The sequence below is a fragment of the uncultured Bifidobacterium sp. genome (assembly GCF_959020145.1).
In the GTDB taxonomy this organism is placed as follows: Bacteria; Actinomycetota; Actinomycetes; order Actinomycetales; family Bifidobacteriaceae; genus Bifidobacterium.
Window position 1 is genome coordinate 66,986 of sequence record NZ_CAUEQY010000004.1, and the last position, 12,892, is coordinate 79,877.

Consider the following 12,892-nt stretch of genomic DNA (forward strand, 5'->3'; position numbering starts at 1 on the left):
CGCCGTTTTCCATGCCATGCCGATTTCCGCGAAAAATATATGCCGGTCGACGCCATTCAGCATCGGCCGGCAATCAAAAACCTGTTCAGGTCAAACCGTTCAAGTCAAACCGCTCAGGCCAACGGAAGCGAGCTCGGTCCGAAGAGAATCTTGATTTCGGCGAACAGCGACGTGTCGCGTTTGACGCGGAACCGGTCTCCGAACGTCAGCACCTTGGCGTTGCCTTTGTCGTCCATCAACGCCAGTTTCACCTCGCACGGGCCGGGATGGCTGGTCAGAATCTGCCCGAGCCGCCGCACATGCGACTGGTCGAGCGCGATCGGCGGCAGCACAATCGTCAGCGGACGTTCATCCTGCGCCTCCAACGTCGGCACGGTGAATTCGGTGGCGCGCATGCTCACTGTCTCATCGCGCTTCTCCACCTGGCCGCGGATCTGTACCACGGTGTCGACGGCGAGCTCGGGCGCGGCGGCCTCGTACACCTTGCCGAAGAACATGCATTGGATGGAACTTTCCAGATCCTCGACGGTTACGATGGCCCACGGATTGCCCTTTTTCGACACGCGGCGGTCCACGTTCGTGATCAGGCCCGCGATCGTCACCTGCTGGCCGTCCGGCATGCTTCCCGCGCGGTCGATCAGGTGCGCTATCGACATTTCGCGCAACGACACCAGAATCGACTGCATGCCGCTCAACGGATGGTCGGACACGTACAGGCCAAGCATCTCACGTTCGAAGTTGAGCTTGGTTTTCTTGTCCCACTCCTCCACGTCGGGCACCTGCACCATGGCGTCTCCCATGGCGGAATCGTTCTCTTTGGAATCGTCCAGGTCGGCGAACAGGTCGAACTGGCCTTCCGCCTGCTTGCGTTTCAGGCCGACGACCGAATTGATGGCCGTTTCGTGGATGGTGAACAGCGCACGACGGTTCGGGTCGATCGAGTCGAACGCGCCGGCCTTGATCAGCGATTCCACCAATCGCCTGTTCAGCGCCTCCAACGGCACGCGTTTGATGAAATCGGTGAAGTTCACGTACTTGCCGTGGCCGTTCTCACGTTCCGCGATGATCGCATCGACCGCGTTCTTGCCGACGTTGCGGATGGCGCCGAGGCCGAATCGCACGACGTCGCCGACTGCCGAATACTCGTACACCGACTCGTTCACGTCCGGAGAAAGCACCTGGATGCCCATGCGTCGCGCCTCGCCCAAGTACAGCGCGGTCTTGTCTTTGTTCGTGCTGGCGCCTTGCAGCAGGGCGGCCATGAACTCCACCGGATAATGCGTTTTCAGATACGCGGTCCAGTAGGAGATCAAACCGTATGCGGCCGAATGCGCCTTGTTGAACGCGTAGCCGGAGAACGGTACGAGGATGTCCCACACGGCCTGCGCGGCCTCTTCGGAATATCCATGCTCCTTCATGCCGGCGAAGAACGGAATCTTCTCCTTGGCCAGCACTTCCGGCTTCTTCTTGCCCATCGCTCGACGCAGCACGTCTGCCTTGCCCAGCGAATAGCCGGCGAGGATTCGCGCCGCGGACTGCACCTGCTCCTGGTAGACGATCAGACCGTAGGTCTCGTCGAGCACTTCCTTAAGCGGTTCGGCCACTTCGGGGTGGATTGGCGTGATCTTCTGCAGACCGTTCTTGCGCTTCGCATAGTTGGTGTGCGAATCCATATCCATCGGACCTGGACGGTACAGCGCGATCAGTGCGGAAATATCGTTGAAGTTGTTCGGCTTCAACGTTTTCAGCAGCGAGCGCATGCCGTCGGAATCGAGCTGGAACACGCCGAGCGTGTCGCCACGGGACAGCAGGTCGTAGGTGGGGCGGTCGTCCAGCGGAATCTTCGTATGGTCGATGCGTTCCTTGCCGTTCGCCTCGATATTGTTCAGGGTGTCTCGGATCACCGTCAAGTTGGAAAGTCCGAGGAAGTCCATCTTGACCAGACCGAGCGTTTCGCACGTATGGTATTCGAGCGTGGTGGTGACGGTGCCGTCGGTACGTTCCAGCAGCGGCGACGTGTTGGTGATCGGCTCGCTGCCCATGATGGTGGCGCAGGCGTGCACACCGGTCTGACGAATCAGACCTTCGATGCCCATCGCCTCGTCCGTGATGCGTTTCGCGTCCGGGTCGGAATCGTACAGTTCGCGGAATTCGCGTGCTTCCGCGTATCGTTTCGCGCTTGGGTCGAAGATGTCGTGCAGCGGAATGTCCTTGCCGCCGGTCTGTGCGGGAGGCAGGGCTTTGGTGATCTTGTCTCCGACGGAGAAGTCGTATCCCATGATGCGGGCGGAGTCCTTCAGCGCCTGCTTGGTTTTGATGGTGCCGTAGATCACGCACTGCGCCACTTTGTCACGTCCGTATTTCTCACCCACGTAGTCGAGCACGCGTCCACGACCGTCCGGGTCGAAGTCGACGTCGATATCAGGCAGTGAGACACGTTCCGGATTGAGGAATCGTTCGAAGATCAGACCGTGTTCAAGCGGATCAAGTTCGGTGATGCCCATCGCATACGCGACCATGGCGCCTGCGGCGGAGCCACGGCCCGGCCCCACCATCACGCCGTGGGCCTTCGCCCAGTTGATGTAGTCGGCCACGACGAGGAAGTAGCCGCAGAACTGCATCTGGCAGATCACGCCGCATTCGTAGTCGGCCTGCCGCAGCACTTCGAGCGACGGCTTGCCGTTGTACCGGCGTTCCAGGCCTTCCTCGACCTTCTTCAGGAACAGCGACGTCTCGTCCCAGCCTTCCGGACAGTCGAATTGCGGCATGAACGCGCCGTCTTCATGATCGTCGAACATGACGTTGCAGCGTTCGGCGATCTCCAACGTGTTGTCGCACGCTTCGGGAAGGTCTTTGAACAGTTCGCGCATTTCCTCGGCGGATTTGATGTAGTAGCCGGTGCCGTCGAATTTGAATCGGCCCGGCTCGTCCAGCGTGGAGCCGGAGTTGATGCACAGCATGGCGTCCTGCGCGCCGGCGTCTTCGGCACGCGTGTAATGGGAATCGTTGGTGGCCAGCAGCGGCGCGTTGAGCTTTTTTGCGATGTCGAGCAGCCCGTCGGTCACTTGCTTTTCGATTTTCAGGCCGTGGTCCATGAATTCGATGTAGAAATTATCGCGGCCGAAAATGTCTTGGAATTCGCCGGCGGCACGCAACGCGTCATCGAACTGGCCCAGGCGCAGACGAGTCTGGATGATGCCCGACGGGCAGCCGGACGAGGCGATGATGCCTTTCGAATATTTGGCGAGGATTTCCTTATCCATACGCGGATAGCGCATGACTCGGCCTTCAAGGTTCGCGTCGGTGGAGGCTTTCATGAGGTTGACGAGGCCTTCGTCGTTTTCTGCCCACATGGTCAGGTGGGTGATGACACCGCCGCCGGACACATCATCCGGGTTACGGCGGCGATGCAGCGGATCCAGATCCGGATTCCAGTTGGTGTCCCAGCTCACACGGGTGGGGTCCTGACGTGCGGTTTCCGGCGTCACATAGGCTTCGATGCCGATGATCGGCTTGATGCCGGCGTTGACCGCGGCGCTCCACATCTCATACGCGCCATGCATGTTGCCGTGGTCGGTGATGCCGACGGCCGGCATGCCCAGTTCCTTGGCGCGCTTGACCAGATCCGGTATTTTCGATGCGCCGTCGAGCAGCGAATAATGCGTGTGATTATGCAGTTGCACGAAATTTGCGGAAGTAGCCATGCGTTCCAATTTAGCTGGGCTTCATGACGGCGTGGAGTCGTTTCTGGCCGTCCGGCCACACTTTTATAGGGACTGGTCGGCGTGCCGTGCGCGCATCACGTCAAGCGCATGCTGCAGGTCGGCGGGATAGTGCGATTTCACCGTGGTCCACACGTGCGTACGCGGATGGCGGAATTCCAATTGCATGGCGTGCAGCCATTGCCGTTCAAGGCCAAGCGCCTCGCTCAGCTGCGGATTCGCGCCGTACATGGCGTCCCCCGCCAACGGATGCCCGATGGATGAGAAATGCACGCGGATCTGATGGGTGCGGCCGGTTTCCAGGTTCACGGATACGAGCGTGGCTTCGCCGAAACGTTCCATCACGTCCCAATGCGTGATGGCCTCTTTGCCGGCCGGTGTCACGCAGAAGCGGAAGTCGGAGACTTTGGCGCGTCCGATCGGCGCTTCGATGGTGGCTTTGTCTTCTTTGAGATTGCCCTGCACGAGTGCGTGATATGTTTTGACGACCTCATGTTCGGCGAACTGCCGGCGCATCTCCACGTACGCAAGATCGGACTTGCATACGAGCATCAGTCCCGATGTGCCCACGTCGAGTCGTGACACGATGCCTTGACGACCTGCCGCGCCATATGACGTGATGTGCACTCCCCTGTCGATCAGGCTGCCAAGCACCGTCGGACCGGTCCATCCGACGGATGCGTGCGCGGCGACGCCGACCGGCTTGTCCACCACGACCACATCGTCGTCCTCATAGACGACGGCCATGTCATGGGCGATCGGTTCCGGTTCGGACCGTTCCTCGACGATGTCGAATTCTACGGTTTCGCCTGCCTGCAGGGTCGACGATTTGGAAATGTCCCTGCCGAGCACGCGCGCCTGTCCGCTTTCGATGAGGTCGGCCGCCTTGGCCCGGGAAATGCCAAGCATTTTGGCGACCGCGACGTCGAATCGTTTGCCGACGAGCGCGTCGGGAGCGGGTACGAGACGGCTCATGCTGCTTTCGCCCCGTCGTCGGTTGCGTTCGCATCATCACCAAGCGTCTTGCCGTTGGCCTCGTCAAGGTCCTTTTGGCTGAACGGTTCCCCGAGGAACAGCAGCAGCACCGCCGCAACGCCCGCGAGCATGAGGAAGATGTCCGCCACGTTGCCGATGGACCATCCGTAGTTCAGGAAATCCACGACCTTGCCGTTGAGGAACCCTTCCGCGTAGATGACGCGGTCGATGAGGTTGCCGAACGCTCCTGCGAAGGCGAAGGCGAACAGCACCGTCCATTTCATGGAAATGGTGCGGACGGCAAGTACGACCAACGCCACGCAGGCCGCCATCGCCAGCAGGGAAATCAGCCACGTCATGCCGGAGCCCATGCCGAGCGAGGCGCCTGGATTACGCACCAATGTCAACGAAAGCAGGCCGGGAATCACGCGTATGGTACGGCCATCGGCCAATGCGGACAAAGCCCACATCTTGGTGAGCTGGTCAATCGCGATCGCCGCGATCGCAATACACGCAAAGACGGCCACGCGGTCGCGCAGCCGTCTTTGATCATTCTTCATGATGTCAGACACAGGCTAATCTCAGTCGTTGTTGTCCTGAGGGTCCTGGTCGTAGTTGTTCGTATCGGACACCTGGTTGACGAGCTGGCCGAGGAAGTCGGTGAGTCGTGCACGGTATTCGGTTTCGAACTGCTTGAGGCCCTTGATGTTGCCTTCGATGACCTTGGTCTGGGTCTCGAGGTTGTCGCGGACCTGCTGGGCGTAGTCGTCGGCAGCGGTACGGGTCTTCGAATCGTAGTCGAAGGCGCGCTTCTGCACTTCGGCCTCGTAGTTGTCGGCCTCGGTGTGCTTGTCGGAGAAGTACGTGTCGGCGTCCTGGGTCTTCTGAGCCAGGTAGCCGTCGCCCTCTTCCTGCTTCTGCGCGAAGTAGGCGTCGCCCTCCTGCTGCTTCTGCTCCAGATAAGCGTCGCCATCCTGCTGCTTGCCGGCCAGATAGGCATTGCCTTCCTCGGTCTTCTGCGCAAGGTAGGCGTCGCCCTCCTCGGTCTTCTGGTTCAGGTACGCATCGCCATCCTGCTGCTTCTGTGCCAGATAGGCATCGCCATCCTGGGTCTTGCCGGACAGGTAGTTGTCGGCGTTGGCGCGGGTGTCGGTGGAGTACTGGTCAGCCTCGGAACGAGTGCGGTTGGAGTAGTCGTTGGCGCTGCCGATGATCTCTTCGTACTTGCGCTGGCTTTCCTCGGTGATCTCCTTGGCCTTGGCCTTGCCCTTGTCGACGTACTGGTCGTGCAGCTGCATGGCCAGCGTCAGCATGGCGGTGGCGCGCTCCGGCTCGGTATTGGCGCTTGCCGCGGCACCTGCGATCTTCTGCAGGCTGCCGGTTTCGGTGCTCGGCTCGGACTTGGCGACCTGTTCGCGCAGCTGTGCCTCGCGAATCTGGGAATCCTTCAGCTGCTGGACAAGCTGCTGGATCTGCATGGCCTGCTGCTTCACCTGGGCATCCTGCTGCTGGGACTGGGCAGCATGCTCCTGAGTGAGCTGCTGGGCCTGAGCGACCTGGTCCTGCGCTTCCTGAAGCTTTGCGGTGAGCTGATCGATCTGCTCCTTCTGACGCTGAGCCACGACCACCTGCTCCTGGGCCGATGCCAGCTGACGGGACAGGTCCTCGGTCTGTGCGCGGAACGTGTCACGCTCGTGCTGCACGGCGGTAAGCTGCTCGCCAAGGTCGGCCTGACCGGCCGCTTCGGCTGCCTGGGCGGTGAGCTGATCGACCTGCGCGGACAGACGATCGATCTGCCCCTTGAGCTGCTCGTTCTGGGAAGACAGCGCACGATTGCTTTCCTCTGCCTCGGAAAGCTTGGCGGCCGCGGCCTGAGCGGCCTGAGCGGCCTGGTCTCCCGCACCAGCTGCCTGCTCGGAGGCGGACTTCAGCGTCGCGTTCTCCTGCTGCAGGGACTGGATCTGAGCATTCAACTCGGAAATCTTGGAATTGAGTCCTGCGACATCCGGGCCAAGAGACTGCGTGGCCTGTCCGCCGGCAACTGCCTGCTTGCCAAGGGCTTCCACCGTCTCGGTTACCTGATCGAGGAAGTCATCGACTTCATCGACGTCATAGCCTTCCTTGAACCTTACGGTCTGGAAAGTATGCTCCCTAATATCTTTCGGCGTCAACAGAGCCATAAATCCTTACACCTCGCTTTGGGCTTGATGCCTTACTGTTGTTGCTTTCAGTGTTCGACTCTAGCACGAAACCATAGATATTTTGCGGAAAAACGGTTTTTTAGAGGTGCTAAATAAGGAAATCAATGACCACAAGAACGAAATAAAGCACAAGATACGCGACGTCAAAATAGATCGGTCCGAGCGGAACGGGACGAATATACTGCCGCAACCACCTTAACGGCGGCTCCGTCAGCTGGTAGATGGCGTCGAACAACGAGGCCACGATTCCGCTTGGCCGCCACGTCGGCGACAATGCCAACACCCAGTCGAGAATCATGCGGACGAACAGCACCAGGATATAGGCGTTGACCAGAAAATGGACGACGCTACCAATTATCGAGAGAATCACGTTGCCACTGTATCAAGCGCGCATAACAAAATGCCCCCGCTTTCAGTGGGGGCATAATCGTCTGATTTGTGCTTGCTCTGTGCTACACGGCTCAGTCGGCGAACAGGTCGTGGGCCGGACCCTTGTCTTCAGGCTCCTCGACCTTGATGTTCACTTGGGCCGGGCTCAGCAGGAACACGCGCGGAGTGACGCGTTCGATGGAGCCGCGCACGCCGAACACCACACCGGCGGAGAAGTCGACGATGCGGTATGCCACGGCTTCGGCCACACCTGTCAGGTTCAGCACCACCGGAATGCCGTCACGAATGGCGCGACCGACCATCTGCGCATCGTCATAGGTCTTCGGATGGATGGTGGTGATGCGGCTCACTCTACCCCCCTGGAACGGGTTGGACTGCTCACGCGGAGCGGACGGCGTGGAAGCGGAAGCCGAAGAGGAAGGCATCGGGGTGACGGAATGATCCGAATCGAACGAGGTCTCGCCGGTGTCGACGTCATCCTCGAAATCATCCTCACCCTCGGCGACGTCGGACATTCCCAAGTACGACATCGCGTTCTTCATGAAACCTGCCATGTATGTTCCTTTCGCGTCTACGCGTTGACTTTAGCGCAGGAAATCCGGAATATCGAGGTCGCCCGGATCGTTAGCCGAAACCACTTCATGCTCGGTGGTCTGGTCGAACGAGGCGACGTTCTGGTCCGGAGTGGACGGAATGTAGCTGGACAGCGGCTGCACCTGCGGCACCGCCGGAGTCTGCACCGGCTGCGGCTGCTGGGCGGGAGCCTGCACGCCGGCGGACAACGCGGACAGCGGTACCGTGTTTTCCTTGGCCGCGGCCGGCTTTTCTTCGGCCGGCTGGTCGGGCTTCTTAGAATTGGCATCGAAACCTGCCGCGATGACGGTGACACGCACCTCGTCGCCGTAGGCGTCGTCCAGGGACAGGCCCCAGATGATCTGCGCTTCCGGATGGATGGCCTTCTGCACCAGCGCGACCGCGGCTGCGGCTTCCTGCAGCTTCAGGTCGGTCGGACCGGCGATGTTGATCAGTGCGCCATGCGCACCCTCGATGCTTTCCTCCAGCAGCGGCGAGCTGATGGCGATTTCCGCGGCCTGCGTGGCGCGGTCCTCTCCCCGAGCGGAACCGATGCCGAACAGCGCGGTGCCGGCACCACGCAGAATCGCGTTGACATCGTTGAAATCAACGTGGATGTACGAATTCGAGGTAATCAGGTCGGTGATGCCCTGCACGCCGGCCAGCAGTGCGGTGTCGGCGGTCTTGAACGCGTCGACGATGCCAATGGTGCGGTCGGACAGTTCCAGCAGTCGGTCGTTCGGAATGACGATCAGCGCGTCGACTTCCTTGCGCAGGTTCTCGATGCCGAGCGCGGCGGAAGCGGAACGCTGCGGACCTTCGAAGCTGAACGGACGGGTCACCACGGCGATGGTCAGCGCGCCCTGCTGGTGGGCCGCACGTGCCACGATCGGGCTGGCGCCGGTTCCGGTGCCACCGCCCTCACCGCAGGTGACGAACACCATGTCGGAGCCCTTAAGCGCCTCTTCGATGTCGGACTGGTGATCCTGCGCCGCCTTGGCACCCTTTTCCGGGTCGGCGCCAGCGCCCAGACCACGGCTGGAGGCATCGTTCAGCGAGATCTTGACATCGGCGTCGGATCGCAGCAGATCCTTTGCATCAGTGTTGATCGCAATAAATTCGACGCTTTGAAGACCCTCCGCAATCATGCGATTGACAGCGTTGCCTCCGGCTCCACCGACACCGACGACCTTGATGTTGGTCTTGTCGTTGAAATTGTCAGTCTGGGCAATCTCGCTCACCATTGTCTCCTGTTCACTCACGTATATGAACAACTCTATCGCAATCGCGCCGATGATACGCGCACTTTTCCAGGCGTGTACCACCGTTTTTTCACTTTTTTGCTGTCAGCATGTTCATTCTGCCTGCGTTGACCCCTTCAGTCATTTGTACACGGCTCTTCGAACATGCGTGACGGGCTTTAGTAGCTGGCATCCATCGGGTCATCCCCGAACAGCGCCTCACGCTCCTCGTGCGTGGTTTCCCGGGATTCCAACCATCCGTAAGGCAGATGCACCTTTTTGGCGAAGCGCACGCGCCCCCTTGGCTTGTCGGCGATGCGTTCTGGGAACCGAATGTTCGGGTCGAGTCTGCCTATCTCGCGCCGGACATCCTCAAGATTTTCACATTCCATGAACGCACGGCGTGTGGAACCGCCCACGGGGAAGCCCTTCAGATACCACGCGACGTGCTTGCGCAGGTCATGCACGGCCATCCGCTCGTCGCCATCATAGAATTCGGTCAGCAGTTCGGCATGCCGTTCGATCACGCGGCACACGTCGCCCAGCGTGGGGTCGACGCGCTCGTCACTGCCGGCGAACGCGTTCTTGATGTCGGCGAACAACCATGGACGGCCTTGGCAGCCGCGGCCGATCGCAACACCCGCGCAACCGGTTTCGGCGACCATCGCCAACGCGTCGTTGGCACCCCAAATATCCCCGTTGCCGAAGACGGGAATATCAAGCTCGGAAACCAGCTCGCCGATGCGGGACCAATCGGAATGCCCACCGTAATATTCGGCGGTGGTGCGCGCGTGCAGGGTGACGGCCTTGCAGCCTTCCTCCTGCGCGATGTGCCCGGCTTCGAGGAACGTCTCGTGTTCATGGTCGATGCCGACGCGGATTTTGGCCGTGACCGGCACGTTGGCCGCGTCGCACACCTTGACCACGCGTTGGATGATCTCACGGAACAGGTCCGTCTTCCATGGCAGCGCGGATCCGCCGCCACGACGCGTCACCTTGGGCACCGGGCAGCCGAAGTTGAGGTCGACATGGTCGGCCATGTTCTCGTCGATGACGATTTTCGCGGCCTGCTCCACAATCGAGGGATTGACGCCGTACAGCTGCAGCGAGCGAATCTTCTCGCTGGGTGCGAAACGGCATAGGCGCAGGGCTTTCGGATTGCGGGCCACCAATGCGCGCGCGGTGATCATTTCCGCCACGTACAGACCGTCGGGACCGTAGCTTTCGCAGATCACGCGGAACGGCCAGTTGGTGACGCCCGCCATAGGCGAAAGCACCACCGGCGTTTCGACGTGCACCGGACCCAAATCAACGGGCTTTATAACGGGAGGAACCGACGGCCGTTCCGCGTCGGTACGCGGGTCGAGCACGTCGGATTCCTCGTAGGCATTCACAATGCTATCTGGCATAGGTCAGACTTGTTCCGTTCGATATGACCGATTCGGGGCGATCAGTACAGGCCACCGGCTTCGGCGATCTTGACGGACTCAGGCCAAGCCTCGCCGCCCATTTCGACCGGCATCTGCGGCACGCTGACGCGCTTCTCGCCGATACGCTCGGCGATGTAGTCGGCCACCTTGTCGAGGCTGACGCGCTCCTGCTGCATGGTATCGCGTTCACGGATGGTGACGGCCTGGTCGTCGAGGGTGTCGAAGTCGACGGTGACGCACAGCGGAGTGCCGATCTCGTCTTCACGACGGTAACGACGGCCGATCGCGCCGGCCTCGTCGTAGTCGATCATCCACTCGTTCTGGCGCAGGTCGGCGGCGAGCTTCTGCGCCACGTTCTGCAGATCGGGCTTCTTGCTCAACGGCAGCACGGCGGCCTTGACCGGAGCCAGACGCGGGTCGAGGTGCAGGACGGTGCGCTTGTCCACACCGCCCTTGGTGTTCGGAGCCTCGTCAACGTCGTAGGCGTCGACGAGGAAGCACATGAGGGAACGGGTCAGGCCGGCGGCCGGCTCAATGACGTACGGCACGTACTTTTCGCCGGTGGCCTGGTTGAAGTAGCTCAGGTCCTCGCCGGAGTGCTCCGCGTGCGCGGACAGGTCGAAGTCGGTACGGTTGGCGATGCCTTCGAGCTCGCCCCAATCGGAGCCCTGGAAGCCGAACTTGTATTCGATGTCGACGGTGCGCTTCGAATAGTGGGCCAGCTTCTCCTTCGGATGCTCGTAGTGGCGCAGGTTCTCCGGCTTGACGCCGAGGTCGAGGTACCACTGGGTACGGGCGTCGATCCAGTACTGGTGCCAGGCTTCGTCCTCGCCGGGCTTGACGAAGAATTCCATTTCCATCTGCTCGAACTCACGGGTACGGAAGATGAAGTTGCCCGGGGTGATCTCGTTACGGAAGGACTTGCCCATGTTGGCGATGCCGAACGGCGGCTTGGAACGCGAAGAAGTCATCACGTTCTTGAAGTCCACGAAGATGCCCTGCGCGGTTTCCGGACGCAGGTAGTGCAGGGAGTTCTCGTCCTCGACCGGGCCGAGGTGGGTGCGCAGCATCATGTTGAAGTCGCGCGGTTCGGTCCACTTGCCGCGGGTGCCGCAGTCGGGGCACACGATGTCGGCCATGCCGTTCTCCGGCAGCTTGTCTCCATGCTTCTCGGCGTAGGATTCCTCAAGCTTGTCGGAACGCTGGCGCTTATGGCAGTTGAGGCACTCGACCAGCGGATCGTTGAAGACGGCCACGTGGCCGGAAGCCACCCACACGGGGGTCGGCAGGATGATGGAGGTGTCCACGCCCACCACGTCGCCACGGGTGACGACCATGGAGCGCCACCATTCGCGCTTGATATTGTCCTTCAGCGCCACGCCGAGCGGACCGTAATCCCATGCGGAACGGGTTCCGCCGTAGATTTCACCGGCGGGAAAAACAAAGCCACGACGCTTGGCAAGGGATACGACTTCATCGAGTTTGGATACAGCCACAATGCACCTTCTGGATTGAATGGTTTGGGGTCTTTACAAGCGCAAAGCCTACCGTCACATGCTGACAGTTTTGCCTGACAGTTTCACGGCATGGCAAGTTACGTGATTTCCGATGGGGATGAACGGCAAATTGATGCAAGAACCGAATGAAAACACATAAGAATATGTGAAGATACATAAGGGGCTTCCCGCGAATGCGGAAGGCCCCATGTAATGGATAAGGAGAGAATCGTTCTTTATGTATTGTTTGTCACTGCTTGGTAACGTTCTCGTCTTCGACGGTGTCATTGTTAAGCAGCAGCGACCAGATTTTACAATTGATGGTCACGTTGTTCTTGGTGGCGTCGCCGCCCTTATCAAGGGTGTACGTCACATCTTCAGGAACGGCAATACGGTTGATGCCCTGCACGGCCTGAACGAAGCCACGCATTGCATCATAGCTGCCATTCGCAGTAATGCTCACCGGAACCTGCACAAGCCGGCCGGCTTTGATGGTTCCCTGCATTTCGGACGGCACTTCAGCGGTGGTGGCCTCATCGAAGGTCACAGACTGGATGGAGACGCCCGCACCATCAGCAGCGGCATTCAACGAATCGATGAATTCGTTTTGGTTATAGCCGTCAGGAATCTGGCGCTGCAGCTGACGCAAACGATCCTTCTGCAGGCCGATCGTCTCGCTCGCCATACGCAGCGTTTCAATCTGGTCACGCGTTTTCTTGTTGCTTTCTTCGATCTGCGCAGTCTGCGCGTCGGCTTCCTTGATATGCGTGAGACGCGGAGATACACCCACGAGCCATGTCAACATCAGCACCACTACGATGCCGACGGCCAGTGCGATCCATGCGATTTTATGCTTGTTCATGT

At 60.2% G+C, this 12,892-nt stretch carries 10 protein-coding genes; all 10 read right to left on the reverse strand.

The genetic code is table 11. The features are described from left to right. Window positions 1–113: 113 nt before the first annotated feature. Window positions 114–3,704: a DNA polymerase III subunit alpha gene (dnaE, locus tag Q5H33_RS02650; RefSeq protein ID WP_003810836.1), complete on the reverse strand. Its 3,591-nt coding sequence runs from the start codon at window positions 3,702–3,704 to the stop codon at window positions 114–116. Between the two features lie 63 nt (window positions 3,705–3,767). Beyond that, a complete protein-coding gene (locus Q5H33_RS02655; RefSeq protein ID WP_003810838.1) occupies window positions 3,768–4,697 on the reverse strand; it encodes an RluA family pseudouridine synthase in 930 nt (309 codons plus the stop codon). Beyond that, window positions 4,694–5,257: a signal peptidase II gene (gene lspA / locus Q5H33_RS02660; RefSeq protein WP_011743467.1), complete on the reverse strand. Its 564-nt coding sequence runs from the start codon at window positions 5,255–5,257 to the stop codon at window positions 4,694–4,696. The genes Q5H33_RS02655 and lspA overlap by 4 nt, the downstream gene beginning before the upstream one ends. Before the next feature lie 21 nt (window positions 5,258–5,278). Next, the gene (locus tag Q5H33_RS02665; RefSeq protein ID WP_055308823.1) at window positions 5,279–6,877 is read right to left on the reverse strand and encodes a DivIVA domain-containing protein; all 1,599 of its coding nucleotides are present in this window, start codon (window positions 6,875–6,877) and stop codon (window positions 5,279–5,281) included. A gap of 109 nt (window positions 6,878–6,986) precedes the next feature. Further along, window positions 6,987–7,268: a YggT family protein gene (locus Q5H33_RS02670; protein WP_011743469.1), complete on the reverse strand. Its 282-nt coding sequence runs from the start codon at window positions 7,266–7,268 to the stop codon at window positions 6,987–6,989. 91 nt (window positions 7,269–7,359) lie between these two features. Beyond that, the gene (locus tag Q5H33_RS02675) at window positions 7,360–7,842 is read right to left on the reverse strand and encodes a cell division protein SepF (protein WP_011743470.1); all 483 of its coding nucleotides are present in this window, start codon (window positions 7,840–7,842) and stop codon (window positions 7,360–7,362) included. A gap of 30 nt (window positions 7,843–7,872) precedes the next feature. Then, window positions 7,873–9,105 carry a cell division protein FtsZ gene (gene ftsZ, locus Q5H33_RS02680; protein ID WP_035010599.1) on the reverse strand — a complete coding sequence of 411 codons (1,233 nt, stop codon included), beginning with the start codon at window positions 9,103–9,105 and terminating at the stop codon, window positions 7,873–7,875. Between the two features lie 176 nt (window positions 9,106–9,281). Further along, window positions 9,282–10,511 carry a tRNA dihydrouridine synthase DusB gene (gene dusB, locus Q5H33_RS02685; protein WP_003810853.1) on the reverse strand — a complete coding sequence of 410 codons (1,230 nt, stop codon included), beginning with the start codon at window positions 10,509–10,511 and terminating at the stop codon, window positions 9,282–9,284. 41 nt (window positions 10,512–10,552) lie between these two features. After that, window positions 10,553–12,028 (reverse strand): glycine--tRNA ligase, encoded by a 1,476-nt coding sequence (locus Q5H33_RS02690; protein ID WP_302422872.1) that lies wholly within the window; start codon window positions 12,026–12,028, stop codon window positions 10,553–10,555. Window positions 12,029–12,278: 250 nt separating this feature from the next. Next, window positions 12,279–12,890, reverse strand: a complete 612-nt coding sequence (pilO, locus tag Q5H33_RS02695) for a type 4a pilus biogenesis protein PilO (RefSeq protein ID WP_003810858.1) — start codon at window positions 12,888–12,890, stop codon at window positions 12,279–12,281. Window positions 12,891–12,892 lie beyond the last annotated feature (2 nt).

Coding starts and splice junctions, on each gene's coding strand:
- Q5H33_RS02675 (WP_011743470.1), bottom strand. CDS start 7,842: ATGGCAGGTTTCATGAAGAACGCGATGTCGTACTTGGGAATGTCCGAC.
- pilO (WP_003810858.1), bottom strand. CDS start 12,890: ATGAACAAGCATAAAATCGCATGGATCGCACTGGCCGTCGGCATCGTA.
- Q5H33_RS02665 (WP_055308823.1), bottom strand. CDS start 6,877: ATGGCTCTGTTGACGCCGAAAGATATTAGGGAGCATACTTTCCAGACC.
- dnaE (WP_003810836.1), bottom strand. CDS start 3,704: ATGGCTACTTCCGCAAATTTCGTGCAACTGCATAATCACACGCATTAT.
- dusB (WP_003810853.1), bottom strand. CDS start 10,511: ATGCCAGATAGCATTGTGAATGCCTACGAGGAATCCGACGTGCTCGAC.
- ftsZ (WP_035010599.1), bottom strand. CDS start 9,105: ATGGTGAGCGAGATTGCCCAGACTGACAATTTCAACGACAAGACCAAC.
- lspA (WP_011743467.1), bottom strand. CDS start 5,257: ATGAAGAATGATCAAAGACGGCTGCGCGACCGCGTGGCCGTCTTTGCG.
- Q5H33_RS02655 (WP_003810838.1), bottom strand. CDS start 4,697: ATGAGCCGTCTCGTACCCGCTCCCGACGCGCTCGTCGGCAAACGATTC.